This is a genomic window from Magnetospirillum gryphiswaldense MSR-1 v2 (assembly GCF_000513295.1).
Taxonomy (GTDB): domain Bacteria; phylum Pseudomonadota; class Alphaproteobacteria; order Rhodospirillales; family Magnetospirillaceae; genus Magnetospirillum; species Magnetospirillum gryphiswaldense.
This window is the reverse complement of record NC_023065.1, coordinates 1396426-1413956: the sequence shown is the minus strand read 5'-3', so window position 1 is coordinate 1413956 and position 17531 is coordinate 1396426. Positions and strand designations below refer to the sequence as shown.

The window sequence follows — 17531 nt, the reverse complement described above, 5'->3', positions numbered from 1 at the left end:
GGGGATGTGATGAGTTTTCTGGACGACGTCAAGATCGGCACCAAGATCGCGGTGATCCCCATTGTCGCCACCATCGGCATGATCGCCATGGCGGTGATCGGCATGCGCGGTTTGGCCAATCAGGAACAGGCGCTCGACGATATCGCCCGCGTCGCCTTCGCCAAATCGGTGGAAAGCGCCCATTTCGCCTCGTTGGTGCAGGCGGCCCATTCCGACCTCTATCGCCTGCTGACCTGGAATGCTGCCGGCGTCGATGCCGCCCAGATGGAAAAGGTGGAAACCAGCTTCAAGACCTCCTTGGCCGAAGCCGGGAAAATGCTGGGCCGCTATCGCACCGCTTACGCCTTGTCGGCGGAAGAAGCGGCGCTGGTGGCCAAGACCGACAAGGCCTTGGGCCTGTACAAGGAAAACACCGGGCAGGTGCTGTCCATGCAGGCTTTGGATTTCACCGCCGCGGTGTCGTTCATGTGGACGGCACAGGACAGTTTCCAGGCGTTGATGGTGGATTCCCAGTCGATGATCGCGCTGGAAAGCCGTCTGGTGGACGAATCCAAGGCCCAGGCCAGTGAGGCGGCGGGGCGTACCCGCGCTTTGTTCATCGGCATTTCCGTGGCGGCGCTGGCGACGCTGGTGGCCATCGCCTTCGTCCTGGGCCGGGTCATCGCCCGCGCCGTCGGCGGCATGACCGGGGCGATGGAGCGGTTGGCCCAGGGCCAATTGGACGTGGTGGTGCCATCCATCGGTCGGCATGATGAAATCGGCGCCATGGCCGCTGCCGTCCAGGTGTTCAAGGACAATGCCGTGCGGGTCAAGGCGCTCACCGACGAACAGGAAGCGGTGCAGCGTCAGGCCGAGCAGGACAAGCGCGCCGCCATGGCCGAACTGGCCGCCGATATTGAAATGACCGTGCGCACCGCCGTCGATGCCGCCTCGGCTGCCGCCGGGGCCATCCGCGGCGAGGCGGAATTGCTGGCCGCCAATGCCGAAACCGCCTCGGCCCAGACCGAACAGGTGGTGCAGTCGTCGGAAGCGGCCAGCGGCAACGTGGAAACCGTGGCCCAGGCGGCGGAACGGCTGGTGCGCTCCATTTCCGAGATCGACCGTCAGGTCAGCGAATCGTCCCGCGTCGCCGAGGAAGCGGTGGCCGAAGCGGCGCGCACCGACGAAACAGTGAAAAGCCTGACCCAGGCGTCGAAGAAGATCGGCGAGGTGGTCGGTCTGATCAATGACATCGCCAGCCAGACCAACCTGTTGGCGCTCAACGCCACCATCGAGGCGGCCCGCGCCGGCGACGCCGGCAAAGGTTTCGCCGTGGTGGCGGGCGAGGTCAAGGCCTTGGCCAATCAGACCACGCGGGCCACCGACGAGATCGCCGGCGAGATCAATTCCATGAAAGCCGCCACCGATGAAGCGGTGCGGGCCATCGACGGTATCGTCGCCACCATCGGTCGGGTCAGTCAGGCCTTGGCCGCCATCGCCGGCGCCGTCGCCGAGCAGGGCCGCGCCACCGAGGAAATCAGCGTCTCGGTCAGTCAGGCCGCCGACGGCACCAGGGTGGTCAGCGCCGGCATCGGCGAGGTACGGCGGGTGGCGCAGGAAGTGGGCAATGCCGCCGGCAATGTTCACGGCACCACCGAAACTCTGGTGGATGAATTCGAGCGTCTGCAATCCGAGGTCGATGCCTTGGTCAGCCGCCTGAAGTCAGCATAATTAAAGTAGAGATAAATAACTCGAGGGAGAAAACCATGAAGATGTTGAAGACCGCCTTACTGGCCGGAGCCGTGCTGTTGGCCCAAGGTGGCGTCGCTTTGGCCGATGAATGCAGCAAGGCCCAGACCCTGGTGGACAAGGCCATCACCCATTACGCTGCCGTCGGCAAGGACAAGTCGTTCACCGATTTCATGGACAAGGGCAATAAGGATTGGGTGGACGGCGAATTGTACGTCATCGTCTCCACCATGGAAGGAATCTTCAAGGTTCACGCCATCAATCCCAAGCTGATCGACAACCCGGCCCTGCCGGCGCTCAAGGACACCAACGGCGTGATGATCATCCAAGAGATGATCCGCGTCGGCAAGGAAACCCCGTCGGGTGGCTGGGCCAAATACACCTGGACCCATCCGGAAACCAAGAAGCTGGCGCCGAAGCACACCTGGGTCAAAGTCAAGGATAACCAATTGTTCATGGTTGGCTGTTATCCTTGATGTTGGGTTACTTCGTTTTAATAGGGGCGCCGTCGGCTTTGTCGGCGGCGTTTTTATTTCATTTACAAAGTCGTGACAAATCGTTCCAAAAATCGCCTTAACATCCATCAATCATTACGTCATCGCATCCTCTTCGGTTGCGCCGAATCTCGGACTATGCTTAACCTGTTCAAGTTGGTTCACAGGATCAGTGGCCGTCGATCTTCGTCGCGGTCAGCATGAAAATGTGAATTTATTGTCGTCAATTGAGGTGGGGCCTCGGCGACATTAGGGCGGGACGGGAGCAGGCGGCGCGGATGAAACCCTATATCGTTGCCATCTTCAATCAGAAGGGGGGGATATCCAAGACCACCACCAGTACCAATCTGGCGGTATGCTTGGCGGCTCATGGCAAATCGGTGGTCCTCATCGACCTTGATTCGCAAGGCGATTCCACCAAAAGCCTGGGTGTCGATCCCAATTCCAAAAAGGGCATCTACGACCTGTTCATCGGCACCGCCCAGTTGGACGAGGTCATCCAGGACACCATGTTCAGTGGTGTGCGGGTGGTTCCGTCGACCTATTCCCTGGCCGGTATCGAAATCAAGCTGTCCGAGATGAAGGATTCGCAGCGGACTTTGTCGGCCATCGTCAATCAGGCGCAGATGGATTGCGATTATGTGGTCATCGACTGCCCGCCGGCCTTGGGTATCTTGCCCATCAACGCCTTGGCCACGGCGCATGCGGTGATTATTCCGGTGACCGCCACGCCTTATGCCAATGACGGTTTGCTGCGCACCTTGCCCTCGATCAAATACGTCCAGGAAGGGCTGAACAAGTCGTTGCTGCTGCAAGGCGTGCTGTTCACCATTCACGACCGCCATAAAAGTGCGCGCAAGATCAGCCAACTGATCCGGTCGCGCCTGGGTGGCACTGTCTATGCCTCGGAAATTCCGCGCGACAACATGGTGATCGAAGCCGCTGCCGCCCGTTTGCCGGTTTGCGTCTATGCGCCGCGATCCTCCGCCGGTCAGGCCCACCTGAATTTCACCGGCGAATTTCTTGATCGTCATCAGAAGATCGCCGCCAAGGCCGGGACCGAGGTGGCGGCGCCGCTGTCGCGCGATGCGGCCTTGGAGCGGCTGGGCCGCTGGCAGGTGGAATTGGCCTCGAAGGTCAGCCGTCCCGCCGATTCCCGTCTCAAGCAAGGCGAGGACCGGTTGGACCGCATGCTTTATGGCGATCGCACCCAGTTCGAGCGCTGGCACCTGTCGCTGATCCACTTCTTCATCGACCACCGCCTGTACCTGATGGCGTTCTTGCTGGTGGTGATGGTCGGTGGCGTGTTCGCCATCAGCATGGGCTTTGAAGGTTTGCGTCTGCTGTCTTCGGCCATCGGGTTGTGAAACCCGTCCTCGTATTTTCTTGAAAAACCCCAAACCGCACAGATCGGCAATTGCCGCTGATCGGTCTGTTTGATTAAATGCCCCCTTGGATTTGTGGGCGTGCGTGTTTGCATCGCCGATTGGGGGAATGATGATGGATGCCGCCGCCAAGGGTGACGGACTGGCCGTGGTGACCTTTCGCCTGGGCGGCCATTCGTTCGGCTTTGGCGCTGAATGGGTGGCGGAAGTGGTCCCCAATGCGTGGTTGGCCCGTCCCCCCGCCCTTCCGGCCATGGCCGCCGGCCTGCTGGATCTGGGCGGCACCGCCATTACCGTGCTGCGCGGTGATCTGCTGTTGGGCCTGCCGGAGCAAAGTTTCGGCCTGGATGCGTCGATCCTGGTGATGAAGGGACAAAAAGGCCGTGTCGGTCTGCTGACCGGTCGGGTCGACGGCGTGCGCGACCTGCAATCCTTCACCTATCAGCCGGTGGATGGCGAGAACAACTTCCAGGGCTGTTTGCGGGCGCAATTGGTCAGCGACGGCTTTGTCGTCCATCTGCTGGATTGGCCGCGCATGTTGGGCGCCGAGGAACAGGCGCGGCTGGCCGAGTTCGAGGATCGCGCCACTCAGCGTCTGGCCCTGTGGGACGACACCCCGTCATGACCACCGTCGCCGACTTGCTGGCCGATCCGTATTTCCCCCGTTTGAAGGCGTTGGTGATCGATGTCACCGGCATGGCGTTTTATGCCGACAAGGATGCCGATCTGGCCCTGATCGTCGCCGATCGCATGGATCATTGCGTCATCGACAACTGCGCCACCTATCTGGAGCGGCTGCAAGGCGACGGCGAGGAAATGGATTCCCTGGTGGCTGAGCTGACCATCGGCGAAACCTATTTTTTCCGCCACAAGGAACAGTTCGACGCCCTGCGCGAAATCATCCTGCCCGATATCCTGGCCCGCAACGCCTCCAGCCGCCGTTTACGCATTTGGAGCGCCGGCTGTGCCACCGGGCCCGAGCCCTATACCCTGGCTATTTTGCTCAAGCGCGAATTCGGCGCGCAGATGCTGGGCTGGCACGTCTCGATCCTGGGCACCGACATCAACCAGAAATTCCTGGCCCGCGCCCGCGACGGTCGCTACGACCAATGGGCGTTTCGGGCGACGCCGGAAAATATCCGGCAAGAGTGCTTCGTTGCGGTGGGCAAGCAATGGCAGATCAAGCCCGAATACAAGGCCATGGTCAGTTTCCAGTACCATAACCTGACCCGCAACCGCTTTCCCTCCATCACCGACAACATCGCCGCCTTCGACATCATCATCTGCCGCAACGTTGTCATCTATTTCAGCCGCGAAACGGTCGAGGCGCTGGTGCCGTGCTTCCGTGAAAGCCTGACCAATGGCGGTTGGCTGGTCATGGGGCACGCCGAGCCCAACATGGAGCTGTTCCGCTCGTTCCGCACCGTCAATTGCCCCGGCGCCGTGCTGTATCAGCGTGTCGATGGCGAGGCGCCGGAAACACCGCCGCCCGCTTTGCGCCCGCCGCCGCCCTTGCGTCCGCCCGGTCCGGCGGCACGGCCCCCCAAGCCCTCCAAGCCGGTACTGCGTCCGCCGGCCGCGGCGGCCAAGGCCACCCCGGCGGCGACCACGTCGCAGCCCTTGTCCGAGGTGCGCGCCCTGGCCGATCAGGGGAAATGGGACGACGCCTTGCGCGCCTGCGATACGGCCTTGACCGGTGATGCCCTGAACTGGCGGCCCCATTATTTGCGGGCGCTGATCCTGGACCAGATGGGCGACAAGGAAGCCTGCGAAACCGCCTTGCGTCGGGCCATCTATCTGGATCGCCGCGCGGTGCTGCCCCATTACCATCTCGGCCTGTTCCTGCAACGGGCGGAAGAGATCGAGGCGGCGCGGCGGTCGTTCCGCAACGTCCTGACCTTGCTGGAACATCAGGCCGACGAAACGCTGGTGGACGAGGGCGAAGACCTGAACGCCGGCCAATTGCGTGAAACCGTCGGCATGCACATGAAATTGATCGGAATGTGATGACCCAGCCCGGCACCACCTTTTCCATGGACGATCCGGCCTTTGTCGAGCGTGTGCTGAAGGCCCGCGCCCGTCGTCTGGCCGCCGCCCGGCGCGAGGCGGCGCCGGTCAGCCAGGGATTGTCTGTCTTGTGTTTTCAGGTGGCCGGCGAGGCTTACGCCCTGCCGCTGGACTCTCTGGCCGAGGTTCTGCCGCTGCCGCCGGTGACCCCGGTGCCCGGCTTGCCGCAATCCTTGCTGGGGGTGACCAATGTGCGCGGCGAAATCCGCCCGGTGTTCAATCTGCACGACATGCTGACCCTGCCCGAGCCCGAGGCGGGCCAGCGTTGCTTCGCCGTTTTCCTGCGTGCACCAGGGCGCCCGGTGGGCCTGCGGGTCAACGAAATGCGCCGGATCATCCGGCTCGATTCCGAGCAACTGACCTTTCCCCATGAAAGCGGCAATGGGCTGCCGCAACGTTTCATCCGTGGGATCAGCCCCGATACCCTGATCTTGCTTGATCCCCAACAAATCCTTGCGCAAGACGTTCTGCAGGACCGCAGAGCCGATTACCGCCGTAGCCTGTGAAGGAAGACCAGATGGATAGCGCCGATTTCGCCCCCTGGAAACGAATGAAGCTTCGCCGCAAGTTCATCGTCGTCGCCGCCATGTTCACCGTGGTGCTGGCCGGCCTGATCGCCTATACGGCCAGCGCCGTGCATCAGCAAAAGGCGCAGTTCTTCACCGCCGACGTCGCCGGACGCCAGCGCATGCTGATCCAGAAATACACCGAAGAGGTGCTGTTGGCCGGACAAGGCCAGAATACCGAGCATGCCGCTACCTTGGCGCAGATGCGCGAGGCGCTGGAAGTGCTGGAAAACGGCGGCAACGCCTTGATCGGCGGCGAATCGGGCATGCGGGTGGCGGTCGAGCCGACCGCCGATGCCGAATTCCGCGCCAAGCTGGGCGAGCAGGCGGTGCAATTGCGCCAGTTGGAAACCGAAGCCGGACGCTATTTGGCCCTGGCCGCCAATGATGGGCGGCGGGCCGAGAAGCTGCGCGAAATTCTGGCGCTGCAATCCCAGGTGACCAAGCAGGCCGACCAGCTGGTCAAGATGCAGATTCGCGAGGTCGAGCGGCACATCAACCTGACCATCACCATCCTGATCATGCTGGGCTTGGGCGCGGCTTTCGGCGGTGTCGCCATTTCCTGGATCATCGGCCACGAAATCGTCGACCCCCTGGCCGCCTGCGCCAAGGCGGCGCTGGAAATCGCCAAGGGCAATTTGCGCATTCAGCCGCAGCGCATCACCTCGGCCGACGAAATCGGGCAGTTGCAGGAAGCCTTCAACGACATGCTGATTTCCTTGCGGGAAATCGCCCTGCAATCGCGGTCGGTGTGCGAAAACCTGACCATCGCCGCCTCGCAGATTCTGTCCTCGACCCAGTCGCAGGCGGCGGGGACCAAGCAGCAGGCGGCGGCGGTGCAGGAAATCACCACCACGGTGGAACAGATCAACCTGTCGTCCAAGCAGGTGGCCGAACGTTCGCGCCAGGTGGCCAGCACGGCGGATGCGGTGGCGCAATCGGGCCATGCCGGCCTGCAAGCCGTGCACGAAACCACCATGGGCATGGAAGCCATCCGCGAACAGGCGGAAACGGTGGCGGAAAACATCATCACCCTGTCCGAACGCACCCAGGCGGTGGGCGAGATCATCGCCACCGTCAACGAAATCGCCGAGCAATCCAATCTGGTGGCGCTCAACGCCGCCATCGAGGCGGCGGATGCGCGTGAATCCGGGCGCCGTTTCTCGGTGGTCGCCAACGAGATCAAGAATTTGGCCGATCAGGCCAAGGAAGCCACCTCGCAGGTGCGCGGCATCCTCGAGCAGACGCAAAAGGGCATCAACACCTCGGTGATGCTGACCGAAGAGGCGTTGAAGCGGGTCGAGGTCGGGCGTGAACGCACCAATATGTCGGAACAGGTCATCCGCCAGATGGCCGACAACATCCAAGACAGCGTCCACGCCTTTCAGCAGATTGTCGGCGCCACCAACCAGCAGCAGATCGGGCTGGAGCAGGTGACCCAGGCCTTGCATGAAATCCGTCAAGCCAGCCAGCAGACGGCGCAGACCACGGCGCAATTGGAACGGTCGTCGGCGGAATTGTCCAATCTGGGCCAGCAACTGGCCAAGACGCTGGAGAAATACCAGCTTTGATGGACATCCGCGAAAGGCTGTTGGCCGCTTTCCAGGTGGAGTATCAGGAACACCTGGAAGTCATCCGCAAGTTGCTGGCGGAAATGCTGGCACGCGCGGATGGCGGCAGCGGCATCGGCCAGTTGGATGAAATCTTTCGTCGCGCCCATTCGCTGAAGGGCGCCGCCCGTGCCGTCGATCTGGGGCCGGTGGAGCAACTGGCCCATCGGTTGGAAACCCTGTTCGCCCGTCTGCGGACCGGCCACACCAAATTCGATCCGCTGGTGGCGTCGTTGGTGATGCGGACCTTGGATATGGTCGAGGATTGGGTCGGTGCTTTTGCCGGCGGCCAAAATCCACCCGACATCGCCCCCTCCCTGGCCAAGCTGGAAGCCTTTCTCGAAACCGGTGCGGTCGAGGCGCCCTCTACCCCCGTGGCCCCGGTGATCACCGTGCCGGCGGAGTTGGAAGCGGCCATCGCCGCCGCCGCCTCGCCGCCCGAGCCGGCGGTCGAGGCTGCCCCCGAACCGCCACGTGCGGCCATCGCCGCCGAGGAATCGGTGCGCGTGCGTGCCATTCATCTCGATCGTCTGCTGCGCACCTCGGACGAATTGCTGACCGAAACCATGAATCAGCGGGCGGTGACCGAGGGCCTGATGGTGCTGGACCGCCAGTTGGGCGAAAGCGAAGGGGTGTGGCTGCGTTACCGCAAGCTGGCGGCGGCCTTGGCCCATGATCATGGTGACGACGACCGCGTCACCGCGCTGGGGCGCATGGGTGAGGAACTGGAACAACGCTTCCGCCAGATGGCCCGCCGCGCCCGCGATTCCCGGCGCCGCCAGCAGCGCAACGGCTGGGCGCTTCGACAATTGGGGGTGGAGTTTCAGCAAGAGGTGCGCGACGCCCGCATGGTGCCGGCGGAAAGCGTGTTCGCCGGTTTTCGCAAGATGGTGCGCGACATCGCCCGCGATGCCGGCAAGATGGTGGAAGTGCAGGTAGGCGGCCTGGATGTGGAAGCCGACCGCATGGTGTTGCAGGGTCTGAAAGACCCGGTGATGCATTTGCTGCGCAATTGTCTGGCCCACGGCATCGAGGGACCGGCGGAACGCGAGGCCAGCGGCAAGCCGGTCGATGCCATGATCGGTTTGCGCTTCGACGTCAGCGACGGTCGGTTGGCGGTCTGGGTGGAGGATGACGGGCGCGGCCTGAATTTCGCCCGCATCCGTGCCAAGGCGGTGTCGCAAGGCATGTTCAACGAGGCCGAGGCCGCCGATCTGGACCAGCAATCGCTGATCGATCTGATCTTCGATCCGGGTTTTTCCACCTCGGGCGATGTCAACGATCTGTCCGGTCGTGGCATGGGCCTGTCGGTGGTGCGCGAAACCGTGACCATGATGAACGGCACCGTCGACGTGCGACCGCGCACGCCTTACGGCACCGCTTTTCGCCTGTCGGTGCCGTTGTCGGTATCGACCCAGCGCCTGTTCCTGGTCGGCTGCCAGGGCCACGTCTACGCCATTCCGACCGAGGGCGTCGACCGCCTGCACCGCATCGTTTCCGAGGCGGTGGGCACGGTCGAGGGCAAATCGGTGGTCTGCCTGGAAAACCGCCAGATCCCGCTGTTGTCGCTGGCCCATCTGTTGGGCCTGGGCGAAACCGCGGTCAAGGTCAGCCGCAACGTGGTGCCGCTGTTGGTGCTGAAGCACGGCGAGCGCCGGGTGGCGGTGGCGGTGGACGAGTTTTTGTCCATCCGCGACGCCCTGGTCAAGGATATCGGCGTGCCGGCGGCCATGGGCACCATGGTGGCCGGCGGCATGTTGCTGGAAGACGGCTCGGTCGCCTTGGTGCTGAACCCGTTCGAGATCGTCGAGACCTTCCGCAAATCGGGCTCGATCCGGGTATTGACCACGGTGGAAAAGCCGGCGGAAAAGCGGGTGCCGGTGATCTTGGTGGTCGACGATTCGCTGACCACCCGGACCTTGGAAAAAAGCATCCTGGAAGCCCACGGCTATGTGGTGCGGCTGGCGGTGGATGGGTTGGAAGCGCTGACCCGGCTGCGGGCCGAGCAGGTGGATCTGGTCATCTCCGATATCCAGATGCCGCGCCTGGACGGGTTCGGCCTGTTGCAGGCGGTCAAGGCCGATCAGGCGCTGAAATCGGTGCCGGTCATTCTGGTGTCGTCGCTGGAAGCGCGCGAGGACCGCGAACGCGGTCTGGCCTTGGGCGCCGACGCCTATGTGGTGAAACGAAAGTTCGACCAAAAAGAACTGCTTGAGACCATCGGACAGATCCTATGAGCAAGATTCGCGTTCTGATCATTGAAGATTCCCTGGTGGTGCGAGAGTTGCTCAAGCACATCATCGGTCTGGACGACCGCTTCGAGGTGGTGGCGGCGGTGGAATCGGCGGAAGAGGGGCTGTCGCGGCTGGACGCCCTGGCCCCCGACGTCATTTCCCTGGATATCCGCCTGCCCGGCATGAACGGCCTGGACGCCACGCTCCAGATCATGCAGCGCCGTCCCACCCCCATCGTCGTCGTCGCCGCCAATGTGGATGACGACGAGTTGAACATCGCCATGAACGCCCTGCGGGCCGGGGCGCTGTCGGTGGTGGAAAAGCCGGTGGGGGTGACCAACGCGGCCTTCGAATCCATGGCGCGGCATCTGTGCACCCAATTGGCGATCATGAGTCAGGTGCGGGTGGTCCGCCAGGGCATCGACCGGGGCTTGCGCTTCGGCACCACTGCCGAGCCGCCGCCGCCGCCGCCCAAGGGCACCCGCTATGCCATGTTGGGATTGGTGGCCTCCACCGGCGGGCCGCAGGCCTTGACGCAGGTGCTGACCGGGCTGGGGCCGGATTATCCGTTGCCCATCTTGCTGGTCCAGCATATCACCGCCAGCTTCCTCGATGGTTTCGTTTCCTGGCTGGCCGGGGTGACGCCGTTCGCCGTGCGTATCGCCCAAGGCGGCGAAGTGCCGGAGCCGGGGGTGATCTTCGTCCCCCCCGTCGATCGGCATCTGCGTCTGGCCGGCGGCAAGCTGGCCTTGTCGGACTTGGCCCCGGTGCACAGCCAGCGTCCGTCGGGGTCGGTGCTGCTGTCGTCCATGGCCGACGATCTGGGCCGCAACGGCCTGGGGGTGATCCTGACCGGCATGGGCAGCGACGGGGCCGAGGGCATGGCCGCCATGCACAAGGCCGGCGCCTACACCATCGCCCAGGACGAGAGCACCTGCGTGGTTTACGGCATGCCGCAGGCGGCGGTGAAGCTGCGCGCGGTCAGCGAGGTGGTGCCGCTGCCGGGGATTTCCCAACGATTGCGTGAGCTGTCCGGGGGGCGGGCATGAGCCGGGAAAACAATAAGCTGATCCTGGTGGTCGAGGATTCGGCCACCCAGGCCATGCGTTTGCAGCACGTGCTGGAAACCGAGGGGTTCACCACCGTGTGCTGCTATTCCGGCGAAGAGGCGCTCGATCAGATGAACCGGGTGTTGCCCGATCTGATCATCGTCGATTATCACCTGCCGGGCATCCAGGGCGACGAATTGTGCCGTCAGATTCACATGAACCTGACCACGCGGTCCATCCCCATCCTGATCCTGACCGCCGACGAGACCCAGGCCACCGAATTGCACGGCCTGGAATCGGGCGCCGACGATTTCGTCTCGAAATCCGAGGAAACCGACATCCTGCTGCTGCGCGTTCATAACCTGCTGCGCAAATCCAGGCACGACACCACGGTTTTGGACGTGGCCCGGTCGCTGTTCCGCCGCGCCCGCGTGCTGATCGTCGACGACAGCCCGACCTATCGCCAAAGCCTGACCGAGGAATTGCGCGACGAAGGCTGCGAGGTCACCCAGGTGCCCGGCGCCCGTGAAGGCTTGCTGGCGCTGGCTGACGACGATTTCGACTGCGTCATGGTCGACATGGTGATGCCCGAGATGGACGGCGTCGCCTTTTGCAAGGCCCTGGGCGAGCGCAACCGCGATGGTGACGCCCCCTTGGTGGTGCTGATGCTGTCGGCCTATGAAAACAAGGAAAACGTCGCCCGCGCCCTGGAAGCCGGGGCCGACGATTTCATCGGCAAATCGACGGAAATGAGTGTGTTGCGGGCGCGTTTGCGGGCATTGCTGCGCCGCAAGTTCCTGTCCGAGCAAAACCAGCGCATCGTCGAGGAATTCCGCCTGCGCGAAATGGAAGCCCTGCGCGCCAAGGCGGAAAAGGACGCCGCCGAGGCCCGCGCCGCCCTGGCCGAGGGTCTGGCCCGGGCCAATCGCGACCTGGAGGAAGCCAACCAGAAACTGCGCGAAACCCAGGTTCATCTGATCCAGTCAGAAAAGATGGCGTCGCTGGGCCAATTGGTCGCCGGCATCGCCCATGAAATCAACAATCCGCTGTCCTTCGCGCTTTCCAACGTGTTCTCGGTGGAAGGCTGGCTGGCCAGCGTCGCCGAGGCCGACGCCTTGCCCGCCGATCTGGCGGCGAAGATCACCAAGTCGCGCTCGCGCATGACCGACACCGCCCAGGGCTTGGAGCGGGTGCGTGAACTGGTGGTCAAGCTTCGCACCTTCTCGCGCCTGGACGAGGGCGAGTTCAACACCATCGACGTGCGCGAGGCGATGGAATCGGTGCTGTTGTTCCTGCGCCACAAGATGACCGGTCGCATCGAGGTGGTGCGCGACTATGCCAGTGTCAACGATTTGGCCTGTTACGGCGGTCAGCTCAATCAGGTGTTGATGAATATCGTCGCCAACGCGGTTGACGCCATCGAGGATCAGGGCATCATAACGGTGCGCACAGGGGTTGAGGGGGACATGTTCGCCATATCCGTCCAAGATAGCGGCAGCGGTATCCCCAAGGAGAACATGGAACGCATCTTCGACCCCTTCTTCACCACCAAGCCGGTGGGGCAGGGGACCGGATTGGGGCTGGCCATCTCGTACAAGATCGTCCAGGCCCATCGGGGCCGCATCGAGGTGGCGTCCGAATTGGGCCAGGGGACCGAATTCCGGGTGCTGATCCCGCGCACGCTGACCGCGTGACGTAACGAAAACAAAGGATGTCCAGGGTGAGCAAATCGGGCCGTGACAATATTCTGGTGGTCGATGACGAACCCCAGATTCTGACCGCCATCACCGACCTTTTGGAAGACGAGTTCACCGTCTGGACCGCCAGCGACGGGCCGTCGGCCCTGAAGCTTCTGGGCGTGCAGGAAATGGCGGTGATCTTGTCGGATCAGCGCATGCCGGGCATGACCGGGGCCGAGCTTTTGGGCCGCGTGCGCGAGATATCCGACGCCACCCGCGTCCTCGTCACCGGCTATTCCGATCTGGATGCCTTGGTCAAGGCGGTCAATCTGGGTCAGATTCACGCCTATCTGTCCAAGCCGTGGAACCCGCTGGAGCTGAAGGTGGTGGTGCGCACGGCGGCCGACCGCTGGCGCCTGGGCCGCACCTTGGAGCGCGAGCGCACGCTTTTGCAGGCGCTGATGGACAACGTCCCCGACGCCATCTTCTTCAAGGATGATTCCCTGCACTTCACCCGCATCAACCCGGCCCAGGCGACCATGCTGGGGCTGGACTCGCCGCTCGAGGCCATGGGCCACATGCTGGGCGATCTGGTGCCGCCGGCCTCGGCCCAACTGGCCGAGGAACAGGAACGCGACATCCTCGATCGCGGCGTGCCGATCATCGACAAGGTCGAGGCCGTGGTCGACGACAAGGGTGCCACCACTTGGTATTCCATCACCAAGGTGCCGATCCGTCTGGGCGGCGACGTGGTTGGCCTGGCCGGCATCGCCCGCGATGTCACCAAGCGCAAGCAGGCCGAGGATCTGCTGCGCCGCTCGCACGACGATTTGCAGCGGGCGGTGGACGAGCGTACCGCCTGGCTGCGCCAGGAAATCAGCCGCCGGGCCCAGGCCGAGGAACAGGCCCGCGCCGCCCGCGACGTGGCCGAGGCGTCGAGCCGGGCCAAAAGCACCTTCCTCGCCAATATGAGCCACGAATTGCGCACGCCGTTGAACGCCATCATCGGCTTTGCCGAACTGGCGGAAAGCCAGATGGGCGAGGCGGAAAAGCAGCGCCTGGGCAGCTTCATTTGCGATATCGGCGAATCGGCCCATCATCTGCTCAGGGTGATCAGCGACATCCTCGACGTGGCCCGGGTCGAGGCCGGCAAGATCAACCTGCACGAAAGCCTGATCTTCATCCCCGAGGTGATCCAGTCGGCGGTGCGGTTGACCGCGCCCAGCGTCACCGCCAAGCAGCAGACGGTGTTGACCTCGTGCCCCGACGACCTGCCGCGGCTGAAGGGCGACGAACGGCTGATCAAGCAGGTGCTGTTGAATTTGGTCGCCAATGCCAGCAAGTTCACCCAGAACAACGGCCAGATCACCATCCGCGCCGAACTGGTCGATGGCTGCGTGCGGCTGTCCATCGCCGACAACGGCTGCGGCATCGCCCCTGATGACATCGCCAAGGTGCTGCAACCCTTCGGTCAGGTGGAAAACCTGCTGGCGCCCAAGCAGGAAGGCACCGGCCTGGGCCTGCCGTTGGCGCGCGAATTCATGGAATTGCATGGTGGTAGTCTGGATGTGCAGTCGCAATTAAATCAGGGGACCACGGTCATCCTGACCTTTCCACCCGACCGTCTGGCCTGAATGCGCCCCATCGCCGCCATCCTCGCCGACAGCGGCCCCATGGACCTGCTGTCCAGCTTCGCCCGGCAATTGACCGCACAAGGGGTGCGGGTGCGCGGGCTGATCCAGCAGCATGACCCGGACATGCAACTGGTCGACGTCCATTCCGGCCAGACCTACGCCATCACCCAGAATCTGGGGCCGGATTCGGAAGCCTGCCGCATCGATCCGTCAGGCTTCGCCGAAGCGTCTGTGGTGCTGCGCGCCGCCCTGGCCGAGCCCGCCGATCTGGTCATCGTCAACCGCTTCGGCAAGCTGGAAGCCGGCGGTGCCGGCCTGTCCGCCGAGATGCTGGCGGTGATGGCCGAAGGGGTGCCGTTGCTGACCACCTTGCACGCGGAATTGCTGGAGCAATGGCAGCACTTCACCGGTCATGCCGGGGTTCTGCTGCCCGCCGATCTGGAGGCGCTGCACCGTTGGTGGGATGGCGTGCGGCAGGGGTAATTACCTGTCTTTCGTTTGTCTAATCCTCGATCCTGACCATGGCGGTAAAGCCCGAGACTTCCAGCACCCGGCGCACCGCGCCTGTGGGGCGGGACAGGACCAGCCGTGCCTGTTGCGCCTTCAGCGAGTCATGGGTGATCAGCAGCAATCCCAGCCCGGCGGCGTCCAGATGATCGATTGCGGCCATGTCCAGGCGGATTTCCGTATCCTTTTGCGGTGCCGGCATCTGCCGCAACATTTGCCGCCAGCGCGGATGGGCGTTGAAGACCAGCGCGCCGGACAGGTGGATGGCATCGGTGGTGAAGTTGTATTCGAGCGGCTGATGCATGATGGTTTCTTTCTATGCCAGCACGGTGTGCAGGAACGAATCGACGTCGCGTGACAATTTGCCGGTGGGTTCCTCCAGGTCCTCGGCGGCCCAGATCACCCGGATGGCCGAGGCATAGGCCCGGGCCGAGGTGATGGTCACCTGGGCGACGCCGTCGGCCAGGGTGCGGGCATCGGTGCTGACCGCGCTCATGCTGGCGGCGATTTCGCGAGTGGCGGCGCCTTGCTGTTCCACGGCCCCGGCGATGGAGGCGGAGACGTGGTCGATGTCGTCGATGGTGGTGGCGATGGCCTGGATCGCTCCCACCGTCTGGGCGGTGACCTGCTGGATGGTCGCCACCTGATTGGTGATCTCGGCGGTGGCCTGGGCGGTCTGGTCGGCCAGATGCTTGACCTCGGCGGCGACCACGGCGAAGCCTTTCCCGGAATCGCCGGCTCGTGCCGCCTCGATGGTGGCGTTGAGCGCCAGCATGTGGGTTTGGCGGGCGATGGTTTCGATCATGCCGACCATGGAGCCGACGCGTTGGCCGATCTCGGCCATGGCGGTGACCATGGTGTCGGTGCGGCGGGCGTCCTCGGCCGCCTTGGCGGCGATGGACGAGGCGCGGTGCGCCTGGCTGCCGATCTCGCCGACCGAGGCCGATAATTCCTCGATGGCGGTGGCCACCGACTGGACGTTGGCGGTGGTGCGCATGGAGGCTTCCGCCACGTCCAAGACGTCGCCCTGGCCGCTGCTGTCGGCGCCGTGGCCCACGTCCTCGGCGATGGTGATGATTTCGCCGGTCTTGGCCGACAGGGCGTTGGCATTGCTGCGCACGTTGGTTTCCAGCGCTTCGGCCAGCCGTGCCGTCTGTTGGCGCTGGGCGGTCTCGGCCTTGACCTTCAACTCTTCCTGCTCCGCCCGCAGGCGGGTCATGTTGGCGCTGGTTTCGCGGAAGACCTCGAAGGCCGAGGCCATGATGCCGATTTCATCGCCGCGATCGCTGAGATCGGGGCTGGCGCCGTCCTTGCCGGCGGCCAGATCGGACATGGCCCGGGTCAGTACCGTCATGGGCGCGGCCAAGGCGTGCCACAGCAGCAAGACCGCCAGGGCCAGGGCCGACAGGCTGCCGCCGATAGCCATACCGGCAATGGTCGTTGGCGGCAGACCCGAAGCTGCGGCGGCGATCACCGCGGCTTGGGCGCAGGCGCACAGCCCCAAGGCCAGGACCACCTTGGTGCGGATACCCAGATCGCAGATCAAGGGCAGGGGCATCACAGGGCTCCGACAGTGGAGGCGATGCCGCCCAGCAGGCCCAGCGATCCCAGCACTGCCCCGACGATGACGCGCAGATTGCGTCCGGCCCGGCTTCTGGTGGCGGTGGCGGCAGTCAGCAATGTGGCTTCCAGGCGCATTTCCACCTCTTTCAGAGCGTCGATGCGGCGGGTGGCGGCCTCGAACCACAGGATCGCGGTGGGGCGGTGGAGCTTGGCATCCTCGGCCAGGGCAGCGTTGCGCAAGGCGTTCACCACCCGCTCGGGATCGGCCAGCGCCGCTTGGCTGAAGCGGGCCAGTTCCGCCCCGGCACCGTCGGCGAACAGGCGCAGCAGCATGTCTTGCTGTTCACGCAGATCATGGGCACGGCGGCGGGCGGCGGCTTCCATGGTCGGCGCCGACAGGGCGGCGGTCAGGTGGGCGCGTTCCTGGCCGGCGGCTTCCTTGGCCGAAACCAGATTGAGATAGGCGGTGCCCAGTCGCGCCAGCCGACCACGGGCGGCGCTTTTCACCCCTTGGCCGATCAGGTCGAGCAAAACACCGATGCGCCCGCCATAGCCCATGGCCGCTTGGGCCGGGGGCACTTGGCGGTGCCGGATACGCTGACGATGGGCGTCCAGGCCCGCCACCCCCGAAGTCACCGCTTCATCCGGGGGATGATCGGCAAAAACACGATGAAAGGCCGCCAGACTGTCATCGGTGACGACGATTTGCCGGTCGAGCGTGGTGTAATCGTCGGCACTTTTGGACAGATAGCCCACCGACAGGCCGCGTTCGCGTTGCAATTCGTGGATCAGGCGCCCGGCGGCGACGATCTGGCCGATGCGGTCCAGGGTCTGGCCCGATGACCGCTCCTGGCGGCGCGCATCCAGCGCCAGGGCTGGCGCCGTCAGCACCAGGGCGGCGGCAGGAACGGCAAGGCCGGTCAGGGCGGCGGAGACGATAGCGTGCATGGTGACCTCCGGCGGGAAGGAGGAAGGACAGGAATTCTGTCCAAACCAAGCAAGTCATATGCCACTT

At 64.0% G+C, this 17531-nt stretch carries 15 protein-coding genes; 12 read left to right on the top strand and 3 right to left on the bottom strand.

Features of this window, described 5'->3' with window-relative positions:
- Positions 1 to 9 precede the first annotated feature (9 nt).
- The 12 genes from MGMSRV2_RS06725 to MGMSRV2_RS06670 all read left to right on the top strand — a co-directional run bounded on the left by MGMSRV2_RS06725 (position 10) and on the right by MGMSRV2_RS06670 (position 14929).
- Entirely contained in the window at positions 10 to 1710 is a 1701-nt protein-coding gene (locus MGMSRV2_RS06725) for a methyl-accepting chemotaxis protein (protein WP_024079607.1), read from the top strand.
- 35 nt (positions 1711 to 1745) lie between these two features.
- A complete protein-coding gene (locus MGMSRV2_RS06720; protein ID WP_024079606.1) occupies positions 1746 to 2204 on the top strand; it encodes a cache domain-containing protein in 459 nt (152 codons plus the stop codon).
- 296 nt (positions 2205 to 2500) lie between these two features.
- On the top strand, positions 2501 to 3589 hold the full coding sequence (locus MGMSRV2_RS06715) for a ParA family protein (RefSeq protein ID WP_024079605.1): 1089 nt from the start codon (positions 2501 to 2503) through the stop codon (positions 3587 to 3589).
- A gap of 127 nt (positions 3590 to 3716) precedes the next feature.
- A complete protein-coding gene (locus MGMSRV2_RS06710) occupies positions 3717 to 4232 on the top strand; it encodes a chemotaxis protein CheW (RefSeq protein WP_144084276.1) in 516 nt (171 codons plus the stop codon).
- Entirely contained in the window at positions 4229 to 5614 is a 1386-nt protein-coding gene (locus MGMSRV2_RS06705; protein ID WP_024079603.1) for a CheR family methyltransferase, read from the top strand. The genes MGMSRV2_RS06710 and MGMSRV2_RS06705 overlap by 4 nt, the downstream gene beginning before the upstream one ends.
- On the top strand, positions 5614 to 6180 hold the full coding sequence (locus tag MGMSRV2_RS06700) for a chemotaxis protein CheW (RefSeq protein WP_024079602.1): 567 nt from the start codon (positions 5614 to 5616) through the stop codon (positions 6178 to 6180). The genes MGMSRV2_RS06705 and MGMSRV2_RS06700 overlap by 1 nt, the downstream gene beginning before the upstream one ends.
- 11 nt (positions 6181 to 6191) lie before the next feature.
- Positions 6192 to 7811, top strand: a complete 1620-nt coding sequence (locus tag MGMSRV2_RS06695; RefSeq protein WP_024079601.1) for a methyl-accepting chemotaxis protein — start codon at positions 6192 to 6194, stop codon at positions 7809 to 7811.
- The gene (locus MGMSRV2_RS06690; RefSeq protein ID WP_024079600.1) at positions 7811 to 10087 is read left to right on the top strand and encodes a hybrid sensor histidine kinase/response regulator; all 2277 of its coding nucleotides are present in this window, start codon (positions 7811 to 7813) and stop codon (positions 10085 to 10087) included. The genes MGMSRV2_RS06695 and MGMSRV2_RS06690 overlap by 1 nt, the downstream gene beginning before the upstream one ends.
- Positions 10084 to 11133, top strand: coding sequence for a chemotaxis-specific protein-glutamate methyltransferase CheB (cheB, locus tag MGMSRV2_RS06685; protein ID WP_024079599.1), 1050 nt, complete (start codon positions 10084 to 10086; stop codon positions 11131 to 11133). The genes MGMSRV2_RS06690 and cheB overlap by 4 nt, the downstream gene beginning before the upstream one ends.
- Complete coding sequence (locus MGMSRV2_RS06680) at positions 11130 to 12827, top strand: response regulator (RefSeq protein ID WP_024079598.1); 1698 nt, start codon at positions 11130 to 11132, stop codon at positions 12825 to 12827. The genes cheB and MGMSRV2_RS06680 overlap by 4 nt, the downstream gene beginning before the upstream one ends.
- Positions 12828 to 12844: 17 nt before the next feature.
- Positions 12845 to 14446: a hybrid sensor histidine kinase/response regulator gene (locus tag MGMSRV2_RS06675; protein ID WP_041633497.1), complete on the top strand. Its 1602-nt coding sequence runs from the start codon at positions 12845 to 12847 to the stop codon at positions 14444 to 14446.
- Positions 14447 to 14929, top strand: a complete 483-nt coding sequence (locus MGMSRV2_RS06670) for a DUF2478 domain-containing protein (protein WP_024079596.1) — start codon at positions 14447 to 14449, stop codon at positions 14927 to 14929.
- Between the two features lie 19 nt (positions 14930 to 14948).
- Here MGMSRV2_RS06670 and MGMSRV2_RS06665 read toward each other — a convergent pair whose 3' ends face one another.
- The 3 genes from MGMSRV2_RS06665 to MGMSRV2_RS06655 are packed head-to-tail and all read right to left on the bottom strand — an operon-like array spanning position 14949 to position 17464.
- A complete protein-coding gene (locus MGMSRV2_RS06665; RefSeq protein ID WP_024079595.1) occupies positions 14949 to 15257 on the bottom strand; it encodes an STAS domain-containing protein in 309 nt (102 codons plus the stop codon).
- 12 nt (positions 15258 to 15269) lie between these two features.
- Entirely contained in the window at positions 15270 to 16511 is a 1242-nt protein-coding gene (locus MGMSRV2_RS06660; RefSeq protein ID WP_024079594.1) for a methyl-accepting chemotaxis protein, read from the bottom strand.
- Positions 16511 to 17464, bottom strand: a complete 954-nt coding sequence (locus tag MGMSRV2_RS06655) for a nitrate- and nitrite sensing domain-containing protein (protein ID WP_024079593.1) — start codon at positions 17462 to 17464, stop codon at positions 16511 to 16513. The genes MGMSRV2_RS06660 and MGMSRV2_RS06655 overlap by 1 nt, the downstream gene beginning before the upstream one ends.
- Positions 17465 to 17531: the final 67 nt, after the last annotated feature.